18 protein-coding genes are annotated in these 22,095 nt (G+C 61.5%); 3 read left to right on the forward strand and 15 right to left on the reverse strand.

The window, feature by feature from the left end:
• Nucleotides 1-20: 20 nt before the first annotated feature.
• A complete protein-coding gene (locus CLV83_RS19445; RefSeq protein WP_132296569.1) occupies nucleotides 21-2,498 on the reverse strand; it encodes an MHYT domain-containing protein in 2,478 nt (825 codons plus the stop codon).
• A 415-nt stretch (nucleotides 2,499-2,913) separates the two neighbouring features.
• On the opposite strand from CLV83_RS19445, the gene CLV83_RS19450 reads away from it, so the two are divergent.
• Complete coding sequence (locus CLV83_RS19450) at nucleotides 2,914-3,549, forward strand: MarC family protein (protein WP_132296572.1); 636 nt, start codon at nucleotides 2,914-2,916, stop codon at nucleotides 3,547-3,549.
• Nucleotides 3,550-3,601: 52 nt separating this feature from the next.
• Here CLV83_RS19450 and CLV83_RS19455 read toward each other — a convergent pair whose 3' ends face one another.
• The 14 genes from CLV83_RS19455 to CLV83_RS19520 all read right to left on the reverse strand — a co-directional run bounded on the left by CLV83_RS19455 (nucleotide 3,602) and on the right by CLV83_RS19520 (nucleotide 20,711).
• Nucleotides 3,602-4,015: a YbaN family protein gene (locus tag CLV83_RS19455; protein ID WP_243642448.1), complete on the reverse strand. Its 414-nt coding sequence runs from the start codon at nucleotides 4,013-4,015 to the stop codon at nucleotides 3,602-3,604.
• 15 nt (nucleotides 4,016-4,030) lie between these two features.
• Nucleotides 4,031-4,642 carry a biliverdin-producing heme oxygenase gene (locus CLV83_RS19460; RefSeq protein WP_132296575.1) on the reverse strand — a complete coding sequence of 204 codons (612 nt, stop codon included), beginning with the start codon at nucleotides 4,640-4,642 and terminating at the stop codon, nucleotides 4,031-4,033.
• 78 nt (nucleotides 4,643-4,720) lie between these two features.
• Nucleotides 4,721-6,097 (reverse strand): tetratricopeptide repeat protein, encoded by a 1,377-nt coding sequence (locus CLV83_RS19465; RefSeq protein WP_132296578.1) that lies wholly within the window; start codon nucleotides 6,095-6,097, stop codon nucleotides 4,721-4,723.
• Nucleotides 6,098-6,099: 2 nt separating this feature from the next.
• Nucleotides 6,100-7,593 (reverse strand): surface lipoprotein assembly modifier, encoded by a 1,494-nt coding sequence (locus CLV83_RS19470; protein ID WP_132296581.1) that lies wholly within the window; start codon nucleotides 7,591-7,593, stop codon nucleotides 6,100-6,102.
• An 80-nt stretch (nucleotides 7,594-7,673) separates the two neighbouring features.
• The gene (locus CLV83_RS19475) at nucleotides 7,674-8,426 is read right to left on the reverse strand and encodes a Slam-dependent surface lipoprotein (RefSeq protein WP_132296584.1); all 753 of its coding nucleotides are present in this window, start codon (nucleotides 8,424-8,426) and stop codon (nucleotides 7,674-7,676) included.
• A 108-nt stretch (nucleotides 8,427-8,534) separates the two neighbouring features.
• The gene (locus CLV83_RS19480; RefSeq protein ID WP_132296587.1) at nucleotides 8,535-11,675 is read right to left on the reverse strand and encodes a TonB-dependent receptor; all 3,141 of its coding nucleotides are present in this window, start codon (nucleotides 11,673-11,675) and stop codon (nucleotides 8,535-8,537) included.
• Between the two features lie 263 nt (nucleotides 11,676-11,938).
• A complete protein-coding gene (locus CLV83_RS19485) occupies nucleotides 11,939-12,877 on the reverse strand; it encodes a FecR domain-containing protein (RefSeq protein WP_132296590.1) in 939 nt (312 codons plus the stop codon).
• Nucleotides 12,874-13,398: a sigma-70 family RNA polymerase sigma factor gene (locus CLV83_RS19490; protein WP_207894962.1), complete on the reverse strand. Its 525-nt coding sequence runs from the start codon at nucleotides 13,396-13,398 to the stop codon at nucleotides 12,874-12,876. Before CLV83_RS19490 ends, CLV83_RS19485 begins: the two co-directional genes overlap by 4 nt.
• Nucleotides 13,399-13,602: 204 nt before the next feature.
• Nucleotides 13,603-14,421 (reverse strand): DUF3325 domain-containing protein, encoded by an 819-nt coding sequence (locus CLV83_RS19495; RefSeq protein ID WP_132296596.1) that lies wholly within the window; start codon nucleotides 14,419-14,421, stop codon nucleotides 13,603-13,605.
• The gene (locus tag CLV83_RS19500) at nucleotides 14,418-14,747 is read right to left on the reverse strand and encodes a hypothetical protein (protein ID WP_207894963.1); all 330 of its coding nucleotides are present in this window, start codon (nucleotides 14,745-14,747) and stop codon (nucleotides 14,418-14,420) included. The genes CLV83_RS19495 and CLV83_RS19500 overlap by 4 nt, the downstream gene beginning before the upstream one ends.
• Nucleotides 14,747-16,378: a PepSY-associated TM helix domain-containing protein gene (locus CLV83_RS19505; RefSeq protein ID WP_132296599.1), complete on the reverse strand. Its 1,632-nt coding sequence runs from the start codon at nucleotides 16,376-16,378 to the stop codon at nucleotides 14,747-14,749. Before CLV83_RS19505 ends, CLV83_RS19500 begins: the two co-directional genes overlap by 1 nt.
• Before the next feature lie 242 nt (nucleotides 16,379-16,620).
• Complete coding sequence (locus tag CLV83_RS19510; RefSeq protein ID WP_132296602.1) at nucleotides 16,621-19,062, reverse strand: TonB-dependent siderophore receptor; 2,442 nt, start codon at nucleotides 19,060-19,062, stop codon at nucleotides 16,621-16,623.
• A 108-nt stretch (nucleotides 19,063-19,170) separates the two neighbouring features.
• Nucleotides 19,171-20,178: a FecR domain-containing protein gene (locus CLV83_RS19515; protein WP_132296605.1), complete on the reverse strand. Its 1,008-nt coding sequence runs from the start codon at nucleotides 20,176-20,178 to the stop codon at nucleotides 19,171-19,173.
• Complete coding sequence (locus CLV83_RS19520; RefSeq protein ID WP_104005467.1) at nucleotides 20,178-20,711, reverse strand: sigma-70 family RNA polymerase sigma factor; 534 nt, start codon at nucleotides 20,709-20,711, stop codon at nucleotides 20,178-20,180. Before CLV83_RS19520 ends, CLV83_RS19515 begins: the two co-directional genes overlap by 1 nt.
• Nucleotides 20,712-20,993: 282 nt before the next feature.
• Here CLV83_RS19520 and CLV83_RS19525 point away from each other — a divergent pair, with 282 nt between their 5' ends.
• Both CLV83_RS19525 and CLV83_RS19530 read left to right on the forward strand, forming a co-directional pair.
• Entirely contained in the window at nucleotides 20,994-21,395 is a 402-nt protein-coding gene (locus CLV83_RS19525; RefSeq protein WP_200826870.1) for a hypothetical protein, read from the forward strand.
• The gene (locus CLV83_RS19530) at nucleotides 21,395-22,030 is read left to right on the forward strand and encodes a DUF6162 family protein (RefSeq protein ID WP_132296608.1); all 636 of its coding nucleotides are present in this window, start codon (nucleotides 21,395-21,397) and stop codon (nucleotides 22,028-22,030) included. Before CLV83_RS19525 ends, CLV83_RS19530 begins: the two co-directional genes overlap by 1 nt.
• Nucleotides 22,031-22,095 lie beyond the last annotated feature (65 nt).

A 22,095-nucleotide genomic window follows, 5' to 3' on the forward strand; every position in this document is an offset into this window, starting at 1 on the left:
GCGGGTTCTGGCCCGCGGCATCAGGGTGGTGGCGGTAGCTCGAGCCACAGATTCAGGGCTTCGCTGATACGTTGCACTGACAATGGCTTGGTCAGGAAGTCGTTCATTCCGGCGTCCATGCAGGCCTGGCGGTCCTCCTCCATGGCGTTGGCGGTCATGGCGACAATCGGGATCTGGCAGTAGGCCTTGTCCCGCGCCGCCCGGATCGCCCGGGTGGCTTCGACCCCGCTCATCACCGGCATCTGCATATCCATAAACACCAGGTCGTAGTGCTTCTGCTCCAGCGCCTCGACCCCTTCCTGGCCGTTGTTCGCCACATCCACCTGGCAGCCCAGTTTTTTTAGCAGGCCAACGGCAACCTTCTGGTTGATCAGGTTATCCTCCACCAGCAGTAGCTGTGGCGGCGATATCTGCTCTCCGGCCTCCGATATAGGACCGGTCTGCACGGCAGCACTTCCCTGTGTGGGCCCTGATTGTGGTTCTGGATCGGGCTCTAAGTGCGGTTCTGCAGGCCGTTGAGGCGCTGTATCCAGGGTATCGACAACAACCTGCTGGCTCAGGGTGAAGCGGGCGGTAAACCAGAAACGGGAGCCCTTGCCCTGCTCACTCTCAACGCCGATATCGCCCCCCATCATGTCGCTGAGTCGCTTGCAGATCGCAAGGCCCAGTCCGGTACCGCCGTGGGTGCGCGTGGTCGATGAGTCCACCTGGGAAAACTGCTGGAACAGGCGGTCGAACTTTGACTCGGGAATGCCGATACCGCTGTCGCTGACGATAAACTTCAGCAGGATGCTGTCGTTGTCAGTTTGCAGCGATTCAACATCTATCTGCACCTGTCCCGCTTCGGTGAATTTGATGGCGTTGCCGGCCAGGTTGTTGAGTATCTGGCGCAGCCGGCCCGGGTCTCCGCACAGGTGCTGCGGGACCTTGGCGGAGACCGACAGGTTAAACGCCAGCCCTTTTTGATCGGCCGCCAGGGTCAGTGTTTGTGCAAAGGTATCAAGCAGTGTGTAGAGGTCAAAATCGATCTGCTCGATATCCAGCTTGCCCGCCTCGATCTTGGAGATATCGAGAATATCGTTGAGTAGCACCAGCAGCGCGTCGGCACTGTGCTGAATCGTGTGCGCAAACTCCTGCTGTTCCTTGCTCAGGCTGCTTTGCAGCAGCATCGTATTCATGCCGATGATGCCGTTCATCGGCGTGCGCAGCTCGTGGCTCATGGTGGCGAGAAACTCGCTTTTCACCCGGCTTGACTGCTCGGCCGCCAGTTTGGCGTTAACCAGCTCACGCTCCACCAGCTTGCGCTCGGTGATATCGCGCAGGATGGCGATGCACATCAGCCCGTCGGCGGTTTCATAGGGCGATAGCGCCACCTCGATAGGAAACTCGCGCCCCTGTTTGTCCTCAGCAAACAGCGAGGAGGTCTGGCTGCCCATTTGCCGCGCCTTGGGAGCTTCAAAAAAGCTGGTCAGGTGGGTGGCGTGTCCGCTGCGCAGACGTTCGGGCAGCAACATGCTGATATCCCGACCGATAAACTCTTCCTTGGTGTAGCCGAACAGCTCGCTGGCGCGGCGGTTAGCCACCTGTATGCGACCGCTTTTGTCCACCGTGAACAGGGCATCGGGGGTCGATTCCACCAGGCCGGTCAGCAGCACCTCACGGCCTTTTATCTCATCCAGCAGCTCACTGATCCGACCGGCGCTCTCGAAGCGCGCCTGACTCTCACGGTGCACGGTAATCAGCATCATGCCGATCATGATGAACACGGCCAGACCGATCACCAGCGACAGGGTAACCGGATCGAAGCCGTTGCTTACCGTCTGGCTCAGGTCGCCGATCTCGAAATAGGCCGCGGTCATCGCGGTGTAGTGCATCCCCGATACGGCCAGGCCCAGTACCAGGGCGGAGAGCAGCAGGCTGATCTGCCCCGGCAAACGCAGCTGCCCGAGTACCCCGGTACGCAGCCAGAAAGCGGAAATTGAGAGCAGCACTGCGACGAGGATGGAGAGCGCAAAGAGACCTGGGTCGTAGCGCAGATAGGCGTCCATGCGCATCGCTGCCATGCCGGTAAAGTGCATCAGGCCGATACCGCCGCCGAACAGGGTACCGCCCAGCAGCAGGTCGCGCTTTCTTGAATGTCCTGAGGTGATGAAGCGCAGCGCGTAAATACCGGCGAGGACACCGGGCACCATCGACAGGGCTGTAGTCCAGGGTCCGTAACTGATATTGCAGGGCAGGGAGAACCCCAGCATGCCGATAAAATGCATCGACCAGATACCGACGCCAAAACCAACACCGCCCAGAATCAGCAGCATTCTTCGGCTGCGGCCGGGAGCGGCCTGTTCGGAAAGCTGCACCACCAGCAGTGACATATAGGCGGCAAACACCGCGATGGCGATGGAAAGCGCCACCAGGCTCGGATCGTACTGACCGATATAGAGACGGTTGGGGTCGGGTGCCTCGGTCAAGAAAGACAGCGGCTGAAAATATATGTCCATGATGGTGTATTCCGGCGAATCAGACGGCCCTGGCTGCAGGTTTGGCGCATACGGTGTTAAACATGGATGCAGCAGGCTGGTTTAAAAAGTTCGCTTGGTTCATCATGTGGGTTCAGCGGATCCGAGCATTTTCTGGTTATTCCCCGCGCTGTTATGACTGACATCTTGTCAGTTCAAGATAGCCCTGTTCGGGCGAAGCTGAGTCTTCCGCTAAAAATATATAAATTATCTTATAAAGTGTATCTGAATAGTAACGTTGGTGATGAATCTTTCATCGTGCGGTATCATTCAGAGCCTCCCACCGCGGCGGTTTAGTCGTTTTGGCGGGGAACTTGCCTCTCTCTGTACCGCTCTTAATTAGAACGGGTCTCCACCGGGTTAGTCTCCGGCTCATCTTCTGTAAAAGGTTTTTTTCATGACGGAAAAGTTTATTCGCGACGGGCTGATTCTCTGGACCACCATCGATCCGATCGGCACGCTGGCGATCTTTTCCGCGCTGACAGCCCATATGACGGCCACCGCACGGCGCCGTACCGCCATCAAGGCGACGATTTACGCGACTGCGATCCTGTTCTTCTCCATCGTCGTGGGTCAGCTGCTGCTGTCCGCCATGGGTATCCGCCTGATCTCGCTGCAGCTAGCGGGTGGCCTGATCCTGTTCCTGTTCGGTCTGAAGATGATCTTTGGCGATATGAACAAGGATGCGCGCAAGGTGGAGGATGCGGGGCACGATATCGCGGTGTTCCCGCTGGCGGTGCCCTCCATCGCTACGCCGGGCGCGATCATGGCGGTGATCCTGATGACCGATAACCATGTCTACTCCATCCCCACCCAGATCGGCACCACGCTGATCATGCTGGCAATCATGCTGGTGACCTTCCTGCTGATGCTGGCGGCGGGGCCGATTATCCGGGTGATCGGTAATAATGGTTCGGCGATTCTGGTGAAGGTGATGGGGATGATTTTGACCGCGCTCTCCATCGAGTTCGTGATGGAGGCGCTGAAAATCTCCCAGTGGATCGGCGGCGACTCCATTACAGCCGCCGGTTGAGCCAATGGAGCGACACGCAAAGCTTTCGTGTCGTTCAGCCGGGTATCCGGGTTTACTCCGGGGTGAGGGTGGTGAACTTGGGCTCAGGGCGGCTCCAGAGCCAGCCGGCGACCAGCATCATGCTACTCATTGCCAGGCAGACCCAGAGACCGAAGCCCAGCGTCAGGGCCAGAATCAGACCGCTGATCGCCATGCTCAGGCTGGCGAGCCATTTGGCCCGGCGCGGTACTGCGCGCTGTTCCTGCCAGTTTCTCAGGTGTGAGCCGTAAACCGGGTGGTTCAGCAGCCAGTCGTGCAGCTGTGGCCAGCCCCGGCCGGCGGCCCAGAGGGCCAGCAGCAGGAAAACGGTGGTGGGCATGCCGGGCAGTACCGCCCCGATCATGCCCAGGGCCACAAACAGCAGGGCGAGCAGTCGCCACGCCAGCCTGATCAGCATCGACTCAGGCGCCGGCCGTTTTAGCGGCATTCTGTTCCAGAGGCATCAGAGTTCCAGAGGCATTAAAGTTTCGGCGTTGGCGAATACAAAGGCGAACGCATTTTCCGCTCCCTTCATCGCTTCACCGCGCTGTTTGTCGCTCAATGGCAGGGCGTCCAGCTGCTGCTTGAAGTTCAACCAGTGGCGACCGCGGCCGTCGGCGTGACCGGCCAGATGTCGTGCACCCTTTTCTTCCGACAGTCCCAGATCCTTCTTGGCGTGACGCAGCAGGATAGCAGCGCCCAGGGATGAACCCTGGTGGGCGTAAAGCCAGCCGATCGCCTCTGCATCGCTAATCGGATGAGAGTCGGCCGCCTGCTGACGGTCGCTCTCGATCTGCTCGTCGGGTAGGGAGAGATCGGCGCAGTCCTGCAGAATCGGCTCCAGCCTGCCGCGCTGCGCAAGATCCGGCAGCCACTGCTTGAGTTGCTCGCGTTGATAGAGCGAAGCGGTGGCGTAGTTCAGCCGCAGCTGCATACGCAGGAAGGGCAGATAGCGCTCGATAGCGCCAAAGGGCTCAAACGCCATGATGCGGCGGTCCAGCCGTTCATGGGTACTGGATGTGTGCGATTTTAGTGCCTCGCTGAGCGGTGCCTGGGCGGTTTGTGTCTGTTCCATCGGATGATCCTCAGTCCGTATCCTTGTGGTCTATATCTGATTAACGAACGAGGCGGGCCATATCCGTAATCAGCCGGCTCAGTTTTCATCACGAAGCGTCCGCAGCTGCTTGCGGTAGCGCGATTTTTCACTGGCCTTGCCCCAGGCGTCATAGAGCGTTATCAGGTTATTCAGCACCGTCTCCAGCGCGGTCGTATCGGCGTCTGCCCGGCGCAGCAGCTGCAGGGATTGGACGAAGTGAGGTTCGGCGTCGCTGTAGGCTTTCTGCTGATAGAGCAGGGCGCCGATACGGCCCTCGGTATTGCCGCGCTGGATAAGATCGACGTTGCCTGACGCCTGCTCAGAGTCCTGCTCAGAGTGCTGCTCAGGCCCCGGCATCAGCGCCAGGCTCTGGCGGAAGTAGTCCAGCGCCTCGTCCCGCTGCTTTCTCATCTCACTGACAACCCCCAGGTTACCGAGGATCGCGGCCCGGGCGCTTTGGCTTTGCGCCGTCTCGCTGGCCCCGTTTTCGCCCAGCCGCTCCAGCCGGGCCAGAGCGTCTTGCAGCAGTTGCTCGGCCTTGTCGATTTCATCCTCTTTGGCTTCACCGCCCTGCAACATCGATTGCGCCTGAACATAGAGGTTGATCACGCCGGCCAGCGACGGCTCGCCGGAGCGTTCGCGGATCTGCTGGGCCTCGGCACGTAGCACGACGCTGTCCTGCTGCGGCAACTGATCTTCGATGAGCTGGGCCATCCGCTCCAGGGTCTCGGCGCGGCGAATATCCTCTTTCGGCAGGGTGTGGGACTCCCTGTCGCGCTGCTGCCCCAGCACCGCGAGCGCCTCACTGGCCGCGGCTTGTGCGCTGTAAAGCTGCGCCAACTGGTAGTTCAGCTGGCGCCGGTTTTCCTGAAAAGAGTCATAGAAGTCGCCCTCTGCCGAGGCCTCCAGAGTGCTGCGTGCGACCTCGATGGCTGCCTCGGGTTGACCCTGTTGCTGCAGCAGCGCGCTTAACCCCAGTGCGCCCTGTAGCCGGGCTGCCATCTGCTCCGGGTGTTGCCGGTAGATCGCCAGCGCCTGGCGGTAGGCATCGATCGCTTTGCCCGTCTGGCCCGCGCTTTCAGCCAGGCCCGCCAGGTTCAGCAGTAGCCGGGCCTGGGCCACACTATCGCTGCCGCGGGCGCGGCCGTTCAGTGCGAGTGCCCGCTGTTGGGTTTCCAGGGCGCTGTCGCTTTGGCCCTGCGCCATCTGCACATAGGCCAGCAGGCTCAGGCTTGCGGCCTCAAAGGCGGCGCCATTATCGGCCCTGCGTGCCCGGGCGATGGCGCGTTGCAGCAGCGATTCGGCCTTGGCGTAGTCGCCGCCCTGGTAGGCGGCCTGCGCCTGCTGCTGCAGTGGCTGCCAGTTATCCGCAGCGTCGGCGTTGAGGCACAGCAGTATCAGCAATGCGGCGAAAAAAGAGGTGCGAATCATCATGGTCAGAAGCGTTTTTCCAGTTTCAGGCTGACGCGGTTCTGGTCGTAGTTGTAGAGCCAGTCCACGTTGCTGTCGTTACTGCGGTGGGTGAGGTTCAGGCTGGGGTAGAAGCCGGCCAACTCAAGCCGTGGCGCTTTCAGGATCAGGGTGTAGTTCTGCTCTGTGTCGCTGCGTTTCTCGCCGAGGATGGGGCTGTAGCTGGCGTACTCGCGCTGGCGCCTTGAAACCAGCAGGGTGGCATCGATACCGGCGTCAAACTGCTTGGAGGCACCGACCCTGAGCCCCGGCTGGCGGTAGGCGTAGATCGATTCACTGGCCTGGCGATAGAGCCAGTCGACCCCGGCGAACAGCACCCAGTTGTCCGGCAGTTGATGCCAGTAGGTGGCGTTGGCCGAATAGGAGGGGCCGTTGTAATGGCGGTAGCGCTCGCTGCGGTAGTCCAGGTATTGGTACTCGCCCTCCAGCTTGAAAAACTGCGTCGGCGAGAGGTGGCGCATCCACTCCGCATGCAGGCCCCAGGCGCCGTAAAGGCTGTCGTTGGCGTAGCGCGAAAACTCGAACGAGGGGGCGAGGCGGATCTGGTCATCCAGGTCCTGGTAGCGGTAGCCGAACTCTGCGGTCAGGGTGCTCTCATCGTAGTCGGGCGTTTCCTCGTAGCTCTGGCCGTAAAGCAGCGAGCGGAAATAGACGCCGTGGTGGCCCGACAGCGGCATCTGTTTGTTGAGCGTGGCCTCGTAATCGAGCCCTGTCGATGAGACCGCATCCGGTATCCGGCGCTCGTAGAAACACTGGCCGGCGTAGGAGAGCAGGCAGGTGCGGCTCTCGGATGACTGGTTGAGGTTATCGTTCCAGGTGGGTCCGAACGCGATGGAACCGTTCCAGGCACGGCGCTGCGCCAGCGCGGCGCGAAAGTGCCCGACGGTGCTGCGTACACCGTCCTGGCGCCGGTCCAGCGGATCCAGGCTGAGCTCTATCTGTTTGAACAGCGTCTCGGCCTCTGCATCCTTGTGGTTTTCAAACAGTACCCGTGCCAGTTCCAGGCGGGCGGGCAGAAAGCCGGGGTTCAGCTCCAGCAGGCGGCGATACTGCTGCTCGGACTCTTCCATAGCGCCGCGTATCCGCGCCAGGGCGCCACGAGCGTAGGCCAGCAGCAGCGGGTCGGCATTGGGCAGGGTTTCATACTCCTGCAGAAAGGCGAGCACGGTGCTCCACTGCTTGTGCTGCAGCGACAGGTAGATGGCGCGGCCCAGGTCGTTGGCGTTTTTACCCACGGAGTAGCGCTTGCCATCGATCACAAGCTGGGGCCGTTTGCCGGGCAGGTAGTCCTCATCGGCCAGCAGCGCACGTTCGCTTTCGCGGTTCTGGCGTTCGATGGACTGGTTCAGCCGCAGCTGGGTATCGAGATCGTCGGCCCAGACCGGAGTCAGGGGACAAACGGCGATAAGGGCGGCGAGAGCGGCCGATTTCAGGCTGCGGCAGATTGAAACTGGGAGCATGTTGATCATCTATGCCATAACGCGGAAAAAGCCGGGCAGCAACGCTGCCCGGCCCGGGACACTGCGGTATTCAGCCGCGGTTACTGCTGGGAGCCACCGAAGGCGGTGTCAAAGTCGGTACCGGCAAAGTCGACGATGCCGGCGAGGTCCGCCTGGCCGTTGTAGAACTGGGCGGAGACTTCGCCGCCAGTCACCAGGCTGCCGTTGAAGTTACCGAAGGCACCATTGCCGCTGACGGACGCATCGTTGTTGATTGTGGCCGTTCCAATGGAAACCTGGGTGTTAGCGTTGGCCAGGGTTCCGCTCAGGGTGCTGGCGCCGAAATCGGCGGTGAACTGGCCCGACAGCGCGTTGCTACCGCTGAAGTTGTTAAGGCCGGTTACGGCATAGGTAGCGGTACCGGCGCTCGGTACGGCGGTATCCGCATTGGCGCCGGAGTAGTAGACGGTACGGGTGGCGTCGCTGTCGCCGTAGGCGGACCACTCACCGAACCAGACATCGCTGCTGCCCACCTGGGCGAAGTTGAATACGCCGAGGCTGTCATGATCTTCCGGAGCGCCGGAGTAGGGGAAGTTCAGAGTATAGACGCCGTTGGCTGGAGCGCCGCCATAGCCCGAGAGCCCTTCAAAATCGACAGGAACTTCGATCCCCGTAGCATTTACGGCTATACCCGCCATACCTGCCGTATGAGGCCCACCGTTTACGACTGATGCACCGATATTCACATTATCCGGATTGGTCGATCCCCCAACCACATCCGCCTGAACGGCACCGGCCAGTGCCAGGGAACCCAGGGTCAGTGCAACTGCGTTTGCCAGTTTTAGCTTGTGCATGGTGTTACTCCTTTCAATTCCATTTAAGGTGTTGGATTACCACGATTGATGAGCATCCCTGCTCGTTGCGGGCACCCTTGCCGAGGCCCGCTCCCTGTCGAGCGGTCGTCAGAAACGGCCGGTCAAACTCAGTTTGATATTGCGTCCCGGGGCGGCCATGGCGGAGCGGGTGGCCGGGTCGACGTAGTACTGGTCGGTCAGGTTGGTGCCGGTCAGCTCTATATCCAGGTGTTTGTTCAGGTTAAAGCGGGCGTAGGCATCGAGAATCAGCGTTTCGCCCCAGCTGAACGGGATATTGTAGAAATAGACATAGCCGTGTTGGTCGGCGGCCAAAACTGCATGGTCGGTGTACCACTCCAGGTCTTCGTTCTCGTACCCTTTGTAGTAGGTGGCGCGGCCGCCCAGCTCCAGGCGTCGGTCCAGGAAGCGCCCGCCCAGCTCCCAGTTGGCGGAGAACTCCGGCGTGGCCTGGGCCAGCAGGTAACCGTTGGGGAAGCCGTAGTCAAAGCAGCGCGGCACCAGGTCGTTATTACCCCACCAGTTCATACTGCCTGATGCCGATGCGGCGCTGTCCTCGTCGCAGACCTTATTTTCCAGGTTGTAGTTAAGCCCCAGGCTGGTAAAGAAGCGGCCGTTGTCGTAGCGGCCGCTCAGCTCGATACCGCGGATCAGCTGCTTGTCGATATTGTTGAACCGGAAGCGGTCGTCCCGCTCGATCACGTCGCGGGTCAGGTTGTGGTAGTAGGCCAGCTTGATATCGGCGTACTCGGCGCTGGGCAGCCACTGGGTCAGGTCGTGCACATAGGCCAGCTCCCAGTTGTAGGCGTGTTCCGGCTCCACCCCCCAGGGGGTGAGCGAGGCGGAAAACGCCATGGTGCTCTCGAACATGCTGGGAAAGCGCAGGGTCTCGCTGTATTTCAGGTAGGCGCGGCTGTAATCGTTAAAGCGGTAGCTGACGCCCCAGTGCGGCACCCAGCCGTGGTCCTTGCGCTTCTTGTCTTCGGCGGTCACGATTTCGCTTACTGCTTCGGTTCGGCAAGAGACCACATGCTCGCCGCTGACCTGGCCGTTCAGGCAGGGGTTACCGGCGTAGCTGTAGTTGCCGTCGGAATCGGGCTCCCAGGTGCCACCGTCGCTGGTGACCGTTCGTGAGGTTTCGATAGTTTCGGCGACTCTAGCCGCCTCCTGGTCGAACTGCTCCTGCGTAATCCAGCCCAGGTCTAGCATTTGTTGGAGGCCGGTAAGGCCGTTATCGATCGCGCTTTGAATCTCCTCCTGACTGAGCGGAATCTCCTCCCGGTAGGTCACATTGGAGTATTTACTGTATATCGAATTAAATTCGCCCGGGTTGTTGGCGATCAGATCATCGCGGGCCCAGTAGCCGGAGAAGGTCAGGCCGCCATTGAGGCGTAGCCTATCCGTGGGGCGCCAGGCGAAGTCGAAGTTGGTTTGCCACTCTTCGCGCCGGCCGGCGCGGGGCAGCATGCGCCAGTTGTCGTTGGCGTCGGGGTTATAGCGGTCATCGGAGCCCAGATCCTCATGCTGGAAGCGTCCGCCCAGGGTCAGGTCCAGGCTGTCGCTGAGCGCGATCTTGTTGCTGACCGTAACGCCGTCGCGGGTATGCTGGGCGTTAATCAGTGCGGTGTTTCTCAGCAGCGGGTCGCCGTCATACTCAAAACTGGTGTAGTTGGGGTAGCCACCGGCGCTGTAGGTGTCGCTTACGGTGTCGGTGCGCCAGAGGTTCAGGTGAAAGTCGAGCCAGTCGTTATCCTGGGGTTTGTAGCGGTACTCCAGGTTGTAGGCCTTGGCGTCCACCTTGCTCTCCGGCCATTGGATGGCGCCCTTCTCTTCTGAACGACTGATCCGCGAGGGCATGATTTCGCCGTAGTGGCTGGTGCTGTCGCGGTAGTTGAAGCTTAGCTCTTCATCATCGGCAATATGCCAGGTGGTCTTGAACAGCCAGGACTCCATGGTGCTGGAGGTGTTCGCGACCTCATCGCCCGGCTTCCAGTACCGCGCCAGGTTGACGATGTAGTCCTTGTCTTCGGTTCGCTCGGGGTTGTCGTAGTAATCGGCGTTGTTGCGCCCGGAAAAGTAGTTGCCGCGTTCGCGGTAGGCGTAGGCGGCGAGCACGTCGAACTGCTCTCCCTTGCGGGCGGCGGCAAAGCGGTAGGCGTAATCCTCACCGTTAAGAGGGTTGGCATCGCGGGAGGACTTGGACTCCGGGTTGATCACCAGTGTCTGGTCATTGTAAGGGTTTGCCATGTCCCCCCATTCCTGCGGGTAGCCCTCCACGGTGCGGTAATCCTCGCCGGTATGCAGGTTCGGCAGCCGCGGTGAGGTGGCGTTGCCGCTGCCCTCTACCATCAGCTCCACGCCAAACTCTTCGCCCTCCCGAATAATGTCGTCCGGCTGCAGGGTGGTCACCGTCATGGCGCCGCCGACGCCGCTTTTCACATCACGCTCGTTGACGGCGCCCTGGTAGATGGTCATGCCGCCGATCAGGCTGGGGTCGATGTAGTTACGGTTGGTGGCGCCGTTGTAGCCTCGGGAGACGGTGATCGCCTGTTCTGTACCGTCGATGGTGACCGGCACCCGGCCAGGGCCCTGGATACCGCGGATGTTCAGGTCGATGGCGCCGCTGTTGCGTGCCTCGCCACTGAAGACGCCGGGCACGCCCTGCAGCAGATCCGAGGGGTTGGTGCCCTTGTAACGCTCGACTTCAACCTTGCCGAGGTAGCTGGTGGAGGTGTCCTTGTCATAAACATCGTTATGCCCCTGTACGTCGCGGCTGAAGCCGTTGGCGCCATAGTCGGTGATATTGATGGTGGAGAGGTTGGCGGTGCCTTCGCTGAGCTGGGCGGTGACCATGTAGCTGCCATCCGGCTGGCGCTGGGCGATCAGAGCGGTATCGGCAAGCAGCTGGTTGAGGCCGCTGTCGATGCTGTAGTGCCCCTGCAGTGCGCCGCTTCTCAGCCCCTGGGTGGTGCTGGCGTCAAAGTAGATTTCGATGCCGGTTTGCAGGGCAAAGCGGTTCAGCGCCTCATCGAGGGCTCCCGCCGGGATATCGATCTCGCGCTGCTGCACCGAAACAGGCTGGCTTGCGCCTTCGTCGGCGGCGAAAGCCGGGCCCGCCAGGCTCAGGGTGGCCAGGTGCACCGCCAGGATCAGCGGCTTGATCGCCGGCTGGCGGGTTGAAGACGGCGTCACAACGGTTTGTGGCTGAGAAACTCTGTTTACCGACTGCATGGGAAGCCCTTATCTTTTCGTCGCTGTTATCAGGTCTATACCCTTCACACCGAACGAGGCGATAAGAACCGTAATCTAAATGATAATTATTTTTAAATGGGCGCTGAGTTAGAGGGAAATAGAACGAGAAATAGAGAGCGGAGCAGATAGCGAAAGAGAGCGTAAAGCCGGTGCCGGCGCTGTTATTGCGGCTGTTGCAGAAAGGGTAGATAGCGCTGTAGCTGTGAGCTCAGAGACCCCAGCCTACGCCACCTGCAGGGGCGTCAGGCGTGGGAAACGTTGACCAGAAAAGGGGTCAGGTAGGTGATGCTGACCGGCAAAATACGGCTTAGCTGATCCAGGGCGCGGTCGGTATCCCGAACCGAGAAAACGCCACTGACCTTGAGCTGGTTCAGCGCCGGGTCTGCCCGCAGTATGCCGCTACGATAGCGCGCCAGTTCATGGATAAACCGGTCTACCGGCATCTGCTCGGCCACCAGCCGGCCCTCTGTCCAGGCGCTGGTGTCGGCGTTGGCGGCAACAGGCGCAGCAATGCTGGTGCCGATCAGCCGGGTGCTCTGCCCGGGGGACAGCGCCAGGCTGCTGCCGGACGCGGAAATCAGCCGGGCGGAGCCCTGATAAAGCTCGATCCGGGTCTGCTGTTCGCTGCGGTAAAGATCAAGCCGCGCCGGCCCCGCGGTTTCCAGGGAGCCCTCGGCGGTGAGAATCCGGAACGGGGTCTGCGCCTGGTTGGCTGAGAGCATAATCTGCCCCTGTTGCAGCCGGATCAGGCGTTGCCGGGCATCGATATCGAGATCCAGTTCGGTGGCGGTGTTGATATTCAGCTCGCTGCCATCGCTGAGGAAGAGGTGGCGGATCTCGCCGGTGGCGGTGGCCAGATGGTTATCGCCTGCCGAACGCGGCAGGTGACCGGTTCCGCCCAGGCCGAGTACGCCGGCGCCGAGCCCGAGCCCCACCAGGCTGAGAAACTTGCGCCGCGACAGCTGGCGGCTGCGGCCCAGCACCCGAGCCCCGGCACCTGCCGGCAGGCCGTCAAACCGGGCCTGTGCCTGCTGCAGGCACTGCCAGGCGCGTTCGTTCTCGGCGCTGGCCTGGCGCCATCGCTGGCAGGCCTGTTCGTCGGCGTCGGTGGCATCTTCCGACCAGAGTCGTGCCATCCAGTCGGCGGCCTGGGCGATCTGATCCCGGGAGAGACGGCTCATGGCTCCTCCCTCAGGCTGGCAGTGAGGCACACCTGCAGCGCCCGGGCGACATACTTCTCCACCGATGAGACGGAGACACCCAGCTGTTCGGAGATCTCCCGGTAACTCAGGCCATCGACCCGGCGCAGCAGAAAGGCGCGACGCGCCTTCTCGGGAAGGCTGTGCAGCAGGGTGTCGGCTTCAATCAGCGCATCGATCAGCTGCAGCTGCTCTTCCGGTGACTGCACGAACTCCTCGGGCCTCAGCGCCAGTTCCTCGAGATAGGCCTGTTCGATCCGCTTGCGGCGGAAATGATCCACCACCAGCCCCTTGGCGATGCGGGTCAGGTAGGGGCGGGCGAAGTCGGAATCGGGCAGCCTGCCGCTGACCAGCAGACGCAGATAGGTATCCTGCAGCAGATCCGCCGCCTGCTGGGAGCAGCCGAGGCGTTTGCGCAGGAAGCTCGACAGCCAGCCCTGGTGCTCCCGGTAGAGGTGCTCCAGCTGCTGTTCCTGGCGAAGGGTCAGTGTCGAAGAACTCATAGCATCCATGCGAGCAGTTAAATGATAATGGTTATTATTACATTCTGTGACTCTCGATGTTGGCTTGTCAATGCATCGCTGCAAACTGGGAACAGTTTTTAATCAAGTTTAATGGGGGGCGGAGGCTGGCCGAAAACGCCAGCACCCGGCGGTTGGCCGGGTGGGCGTTGGCTGAAGGGTAGGGGGCGGGCGGGGGAGCAGACGCTACATGTTTTTAATATACGTTGCCATTTCAGGGGAGATGCGTTCCATATCCAGCTTTTTCTTTACGATTTCGCCGGTCTTGGTTTCCACCGTCAGCCACAGTCCATCGTCCAGCTTGGCCGAGGGGGGAATCATGATATCCACCTCTTTCTCCGGGCCACGGCGGCCGAGGAAGACGTTACCGGCGGCCCTCAGTGAGCGCGGCTTGCGGATCTTCAGGTAGGCGTTACGGATCTCCGAGTCACATTCGGCACAGAAGCGGATGACGAACTTTTTCATCGGCACATCGATGATATCGGTGCGCGGCGGTTCCTGGTAACGCTGCGCCAGGGTGAAACTCCAGGGCCCGATACGGTCGTGCAGCGCATCCGCCCGCAGCAGCGGCCGGGTCGGCGTATCGAGCATCTGAACGGCGAACGCCGCCACCGGAACCAGCAGCAGGATCGCGGCGACCAGTGCTTTCACCGGACTGCGCTTGTCCGCGCCGGCAGACTGGGATTCTCTGGCGGGCGCTTTAATGCCCGGGCGCGGCTCGCGCCTTGGCAGTGCCTCTCGTCTTGGCAGATAAAACGCCAGCAGCAGGCCGGCGACCATCAACCAGGCGACCCAGGTAACGGCACCCACATCGGCGCGCCACTGCCAGGCGCAGAAAGCGAACGCCAGCAGCAGGGTGATCCAGCCGCCACTGCGCACCAGTCGACTGGCTTTGCTGGACAGCGCGCGTCCAAACAGCTGGCGCTGGTGGTTCGGCATCGATGCAGCCAGCAGGGTAAAGGCGAGAATAACCAATAATGCGGTGATCAGATGGCCCCAGGTCATGCGATGCCTCCCAGCAGCCAGATCAGGCCGGCGCAGAGCAATGTTGAGATCAGCAGGCCGGCGCAGACATTTCGCAGGCGCCTAACGCTGAAGATCCAGATAACCACGGCGACATAGACCAGAAAGCTCAGCATGGTCGATGCCGCCAGCGCCTGGGCCTTGGGCAGCGGCCAGATCAGCGCCAGCAGTATCAGAATGGCAGAGGTCAGAATATAGCCGCCCACCAGGGCCAGCAGCACCCGGGCGGTAACCGCCAGCCGGTAACGGATACCACTGCTTGCCGTGGTGCCGGCAGCGGCAGAGCGTTGAGGGATTGAGTTCTGCATCAGTGCGCCTCCCTGGCAGCGGCTGCCACCCGCGGTTGCTGTTCGACGGCGGTTGCCTTCTGCGGGCTTGGTAGCCAGCGCCTGCGTACCTTGATGCCCATGTAGGCAAACAGGGCGCCGAGGCCCAAGAAGGTCAGATCGACACCGGCCAGGGCCCAGTCGCCCCGGGCCAGGGTGTTACCCAGGTGAATGTCGGTGGTGAGCAGGTTCAGCAGCGGCAGCAGCGTGAAGGCGGCGCTGGCAAAAAACAGCAGCTCGACCCAGGCGCGGCGGGTATCGCGCAGCAGTCCGTAGAGCAGCGCCTCGCCAAAGATCAGGAACAGGCAGTGAACCTCCCAGGCACTGCGATCCGCCATATCCAGCGGCAGCAGACGGTTGGCCCAGAAGTAGCCGGCAACCCCGGCGGGCAGGCCGACGATGGTGGCCAGGTTCAGCGCTTCGACGAGGCGATGACCCAGGTTGCTGTCGCTGTGGTTGCGCTTGCGCCGCTTCACGCTCCACAACACCATGCCGGTACCGATCATGGCGCAGCCGAGCAGGCCGGAGAAGAAATAGAGCCAGCGCAGCCAGGGACCGGCGAAGATCCCCTCATGCAGGGCACGCAGGGTTTCGTTGGTGAGGATGGTGGCGTTCAGGGGCGGATCGCTCGGCAGCGGCGTGCCATCGGCAGCATCGAAGCGCAGGATCTGGCGCTCGTAACGCACCTTGTCGCCGGCTACCCGCTCGATATCCACGTGCTGGGGCTGGCCCTGCAGATGCTCGACACGGATAGAGGCGACCTGGCCTTCACCCCAGCGCTCTTCCGCGGTGCTGAGCAGGGTTTCGATATTGGCGGCGGGACGGGTGACCGCCAGGTAGACATCGCCCTCGCGCTCGGTCAGCTCATCAAAGAAGGCGCGGGCGGCGGGACGGTCGGTGCCGTAGAGGGTGGCGATGCCGGCCGGCATGTACTGGGCGGCGAAGAACACCAGGCCGCTGTAGGTGATCATCAGAAAGAACGGCAGCGCCATGACGCCACAGAGGTTGTGCGCGTCGAGCCAGCTGCGCCGGTTCTTGTTGGGCCTGAAGGTGAAGAAGTCCTTGAAGATCTTTTTGTGAATCACCACCCCGGTGATCAGGGCCAGCAGCATCAGCAGGGTGCAGAGCCCGACCAGGCGGATCCCCACCGGGTAGGGCATGTAGCTGAGTGCGTAGTGCATGCGGTAAAGCTGCATGCCGCCGCCGGTCTGGCGCACCTCCACCGGCGGCAGCGGCGCGGCGGTTTCGGTGCTGAGGGTTTCACGCCCGCGCAGACCAAATGCCTGGCCACGCTTGGGCAGGTCCTGCCAACCCAGGGTGAAGTCGTGCCAGCCGCGCGGTGTCAGCGAGGCGTGGGGCAGGGTGACTACCCAGTTTTGCGCCTCGGGCGCCACCTTTTGCAGCCGGTCCAGAGCGGTGTTTATCAGCTGTTCGCGGTCGCCGCTGAGGCTCTGCTGCAGCGGCAGCGGGCGTTCCGGCTCCATCCAGCGGGTGATTTCGTCATCGAAATAGCCGGAGGTGCCGGTCACGAAGACGAAAAAGAGGATCCAGCCAGCGATGAGGCCGGTCCAGGTGTGAAGCCAGGCCATGCTCTGTCGAAAGCTCTCTTTCATGATCTGAATGACCGTCCTGGTTGGTTGATGAGTCTGAATATGAGCCTGAAACAGACGCAGACCAGCCGCCCGTGGGCAGGCCCGGGCGGCTGGTCTGGATCCTTTTTTATCAGTCCTGGGGAGATCGTTGCGCGGCCATAGCCGGGCAAAGATTCCGCTGTTCTCTATCTATGACGAACGAGGGGGACAAAAGGGGAAAGCCCGACGGCAGTTTTTTATCCCCTTTTGCTTATGTCTGCCGATTAGAAGTCGATCTGGGCTCCCAGCTTGATGGTGCGCGGCGTGCCCTGGGCGATATAGCCGCTGCCGGCGGAGGTGAGCCAGTAGTCTTCATCGGTCAGGTTGTCGATATTCAGGCGCAGGGTCAGCGGCAGATCGTTAACCGAGCCCTCGTAGCGGGCGCCCAGGTCATAGAGGGTGACCGAACCTACGTGAATGTCGTTGTTGGCATCCAGCGGTCGTTTGCCGGTGTACTGGGCGCCGCCGGTGATGACGAACGGGGAGTTCTTGACGTCATATTCGCCGTAGAGACGGAACTGCTTACGCGCCACGCCCTGCACATGCTTGCCCTTGAGGCTGGCATCGCTGATCTTCTCGTTAGTTGGGTCCAGCCACATGGCGCTGGCCGCCAGCATCCACTGGCTGCCGAGGCGCGCCTTGCCGGACAGTTCCAGGCCTTCGTAAAGTGCTTCGCCATCCTGGCTGTAGACGTTGTTGCTGTCGGTGTAGCCCTGACCGCGGTTGAGCTGGAAAACTGCCAGGTTGGCTGACCAGCGCTCGCGATCCAGCTTCAGGCCCAGCTCGCGCTGTTCGCTGATCATCGGCTCGAACACCTCGCCGGCGTTGGCGGCGGTGTTCGGTGCGGTATTGCCCTGCACAAAGGCTTCCACGTAGCTGGCGTAGAGCGACAGCCCATCGATGGGGCGGTATACCGCGGCCAGGGTCGGGGTGGTGGCGCTTTCATCGTAGTCGCCGTATTCATCCTCCAGCTGGCCGTGGCGCAGGCCCAGAATCAGGTCCAGGTTGTCGCCCAGGTGGGCCACATCGGAGGCGAAGAGTTCGCGGCGTTTCACCCGCGAGTACTCGGTGGCATCCGCATCTGAGCGGTGCACGGCGCTGCCGATCTCGTCGAACATGGTCGGGTTGGAGAAGTTGCCGGGGCCGTACATGCCGTCGCTGCCGATGCCGCGGCTGTTGGAGGAGACGGTCTCCAGCAGCGAGGTGCCGAGGGTAACCTCATGGTCGATAAAGCCGGTCTGCAGCTTACCTGCCAGCTTGATCTGTGCCTGGTCGCTCTCGAACTTGTTGACGTAGTTGTAGACGTAGGCGGAGTAGTCGCCATCGGCATTGGTAAACAGGTAGGGCGAGTAGAGCAGGCGGTAGTTGTTGGAGTAACGGTAGGCCAGGTCCAGATCCCAGTCCTCGTTGATCTGCCAGTTAACACGGGTGCCGACGATCTCGTGGCGCGAGCCGTAGTAAGACCAGTCCGGGAACAGCGCCTTGCTGCCATCGATCGGCTTGAGCGGTTCGGCGATGGTGAAGTCGCCGATCATGCCGCTGGCGTTGGGAACGATGCCGCCTACGGCGGCGGTGCGCTCGCTGTGCGCGGTGAGGGCGTCGAACTCCCAGGTGACCGCCGGCGTAATGCGCCAGTCCAGCGCGATGGAGGCGGAGGAGCGCTCGGCGCTGCCGTTGTCCAGGTAGCTGTCGCCATCTTCACCCACCAGGTTGATGCGGTAACCGAAGCGGTCGTCGCTGCCAAAGCGTCCGCCCAGATCGGTATGCACCAGCAGCAGACCTGTATCCATCAGCTGGGTGCTGACGCTGCGCACCGGCTCGTCGGTGGGGCGTTTCAGGCGGTAGCTGATGATGCCGCCGGGTTCACCGAAACCATACAGGAAGCCGCTGGCGCCCTTGAGGATCTCGACCTGTTCCATGTGCTCCAGCGGCAGATCCTTGGCGCGACTGCGCAGGTTGAGCCCATCGAGTTTCTGCCCGGTATCGAAGTCCGGCGAGATGCCGCGGATCATAAAGGCGTTGTTCTCGGCACCTAGGTCACCGGCGGAGAGGCCCACGGAGGCGTCCGTCTTGGTGATATCGGCCAGGGAGCGTGCCTGCATGTTGTCCATCTGGTCACGGGAGTAGACCTCGATGCTGTACGGGGTGTTCTGCAGGCTGACGTTGCCCAGACTGCCGATGGAGGCGGCTTCGACGCGGTAGGCGTTGGCGGCGGAGCCGGCCAGGACGTCGGTATCGACAAACAGGGTTGGCAGGGTGGTTTCGGCGCTGCTGGTGCTCTGGCGGAGCAGCGTCACCGTGCGATCGTCACTGAAGCGGTAGCTGATGCCGGTGCCCTGCAGCAGCAGGTTGAGGCCTTCGCGCACCGAGTAGCTGCCATTCAGGCCGCTGCTGTTCAGGTTGGCGGTGAGCTCGCCATTGCCGGTCAGGTACAGCCCCGCCTGCTCCGAGAAGCGGTTAAGAGCGCTGGATAACTTACCGGCCGGTACGTTGAAGGCGATCTGTTCGATGGCGGCTTGAGCGGTCAGCGGCATTACCATCGAGCTGGTGGCGGCAAGGGCGATCCCTTTTATGGCCAGGTGCATCGCCAGAACAAGCGGCGCTTTGCGCGGGCGGATTTTGTGCGAGCGGATAGCACCGGCGTTGGTATGAAATGATTGCAGCATGACTACTCCTGAGCTGTCACCGTTAGGTTTCTGGCAGACTTTGAAATCTGCTTTACAGCCTTAAACGGACAGCCGCCGGAAAGGGGAAGGCGTTCGGTAAAAAAATCGTCAGTGAGTGTTTGCTTCGAGCGTAACCCACCAGGACATGTGTCTGTTGATGCGCAGCGGCAGGCTGTCCGCCAGCATGGCCAGGGCGTGATCCGGGTTTTCCGCCGGGAAGGAACCAACTACGCGCAGATCGGCGATGGCGGGATCGAGGCCCAGGTGGCCGTGACGATAGCGGCGCAGCTCTGCCACCAGCCGTGACAGCGGAATATTGTCCGCCAGGATCAGACCCGAGGCCCAGGCACGGTGAGCGGGGTTGGCTGCCTTGGGAGGGTCGATCTGCTGCGCTGAAAAGCGAGTCTGCTGGCCGGCATCGATGCGCTGCCGCTCGCCTTGCTCGGTAGTGATCTCAACCGCGCCTTCAAACACCGCCACATAGGTTTCATCCTCATTGCGGCGCACGCTGAAGCGGGTGCCCAGCGCCCGCAACTGGCCCTGCTCGGTGGTGATCAGGAAAGGACGGTTCAGGGTGTCGTGGTAGCCGGTCTGTACCTGGAGTTCGCCGCGCTGCAGATGGATCCTGCGAACCTCGGCCTGGTAGTCGATCTTCAGAGCGCTGTCGGTATTGATCCAGAGAGTGCCGCCGTCGGTTAGCGCGAGTTTGCGGATCTCGCCGACGCCGGTGCTTTCATCGCTGTTGATCCGGGCGTAAAGCCGCTCGCTGTAGTCGGAGAGCGGCGAGTAGCGCCAGGCCAGCAGGGCGCCAAAAACCGCCAGCCCGGAGCCCAGTACCCGACGCCGGCCGCTGCTCTTAGAGCGAGAGGCACCGAGGATGCGGCGGGATTCTTCACTGCTGGTCTGCTCGGCAACCTGATGGAAGCGCTTACTAACCTGCTCTACATACTGCCATGCGATGCGGTGCTGAGGGCTGCTATCGAACCATTGCTGCCAGGCCTGACGATCGCCGTTGCTGCACTGGTCATCACTGAGCAGCGCGAACCACTCGGCCGCCTCCTCCAGGGTTTGATGATCGGGCTTGGCGGTGCTGGGCGAGGGGGAATGTGCCGGCATCAGCAGAGCGCCGCATCGTTAAAGTTGGCTTCGATCAGCACGCATTCAAGCATGGCGCGCGCCATGTAGGATTTGACGCTGCGTTCGGATACGCCCAGATGCATGGCGATCTGGCGGTAGGTCAGCCCCTCAAGTTGGGACATCAGGAACGCCTGGCCCACCCGCTCCGGCAGGCGCTGCAGCATTGCATCGATCTCACAGAAGGTTTCCACGATCACCGCGTGCTCTTCCGGCGAGATATCGGTGGCTTCCGGGCGTGCGGACAGCACATCGAGCCAGGCCTGTTCCACTGCCTGACGACGCCACATGTCGGTACAGAGATTTTCCGCCACCACCTTGAGATAGCTGCGCGCCTGCCCCGGCGTCTGCAGATCCCGGGGTTTGCGCAGCAGGCGGATAAAGGTGTCGTGGGCCAGATCCGCCGCCAGCTCGCTGCAGCTGACGCGGCGGCTCAGCCAGGCGTGCAGCCAGCCGTGGTGGCTGCGATAGATCTGCTCCTGCGCGCTTCTCTGTTCGGTGGTGAGTGTAGTCATGATCGGTCTGGTCGCCTGGGGCGAGTTATTATTGTTTAAAGATACGAAATGATAACCATTATCATAATCGTTATCAAATGGTTGATAATGTTATAAGTTGTTGATTGTTTTGAATATTTATTCAGGCGCTAAATTTTCTTGTTGTCGATCTTCCCTTTTTGTCCTGCTCGTTCGTCTTTAGAGGTAACAGCCTGTTGCCTGTTCTGCGGATACGTTCCGCGGATAAGGGCCAGGGATTGCACACAGATCAACCGGCGAGATCCGGTGAAGCGAGGAGGCGTAATGCAGCTGACAGTTCAGGGACCGGGGAACCGGAGGGCGCAGAAAAACGGAATGGGTAGACGGGGGCTGTCGCGGATTTACCAGCTGGGGCTTCTTAAACTGGCTGTCGGAAGTATCGCGCTGCTGGCGGCGTCCCAGGCCAGTGCGCATTACCCGTTTTGCAGCTGTGAGCTTAACGAGGGCGAAATTCACTGCACCGGCGGTTTTTCCGATGGTAGCAGCGCCAGCGGTGTGACCGTGGATATGATCTCCTACGACGAGGAGATTCTGGCCAACGCTGAGTTCGACGGCGATTCTCGCATCCGCTTTGAACGCCCGGATGGGGAATTTTACATCCTGCTCGATGCGGGCCCCGGGCATGTGGTTGAGGTGGACTGGCACGACGTTGAAGGCCTGATGTAATGGCCTCGGTTGTTGTCCGCCCTGCCGGAGCCCGGCAGGAGACCGCCTGGCTGCTGTTACTTTGTGCGCTGATTCTGCTGGTATCTGCGGCGATCGTCGCCTGGCGGGTGGTGCCGGATGAGAGTCGCCAGATCGAAATCTGGCAGCTCGATGCCCGCGTCGATCTCAATGCGGCGGAGCAGGGCGTGAATGCCGACCTTCAGGCCGCGGCCGATGAGATTCTCTGGGCGCTGGAAGAGGGCAGTACGCCGACGCCGGAGCAGCTGGCTGCCGACTGGATTCCGCCGTTTATCGAGGATGTGGCCAGTGCCGAGCGCGGCGGTCACCATTGGCAGTTGCAAAGCCTTGGCCATGAGCTGGCTTACATCGGCCTGAGCGAACAGACCGCTACCGCCGGTCACTTTCTGCTGCGTGTTGAGGCACCCGACGCCGGGCACAGCCATGAAGGTGCGGCGCCGACGAGCGTCTGGATCAAGCGTGATGGATCGGCTGCCGAGTCAGAGCGGGTGGCACTGAACAATATGGAACTGAGCAATCTAGAGCTGAGCAATAACGCGTTGATCGCCGCGGGTTGGCAGCAGGTGGTCAGCCACTTCGACGCCAGCGTGACCCGTGGCACGGGAGGTGGCTTATGAAGGCGTTTGTTTCTAATCTCCTGCGTTTTAAGTCTCTGCGTTTTAAACCCCTCCGTTTCGCTCTA

The sequence above is a fragment of the Marinobacterium mangrovicola genome (genome assembly GCF_004339595.1).
Taxonomy (GTDB): domain Bacteria; phylum Pseudomonadota; class Gammaproteobacteria; order Pseudomonadales; family Balneatricaceae; genus Marinobacterium_D; species Marinobacterium_D mangrovicola.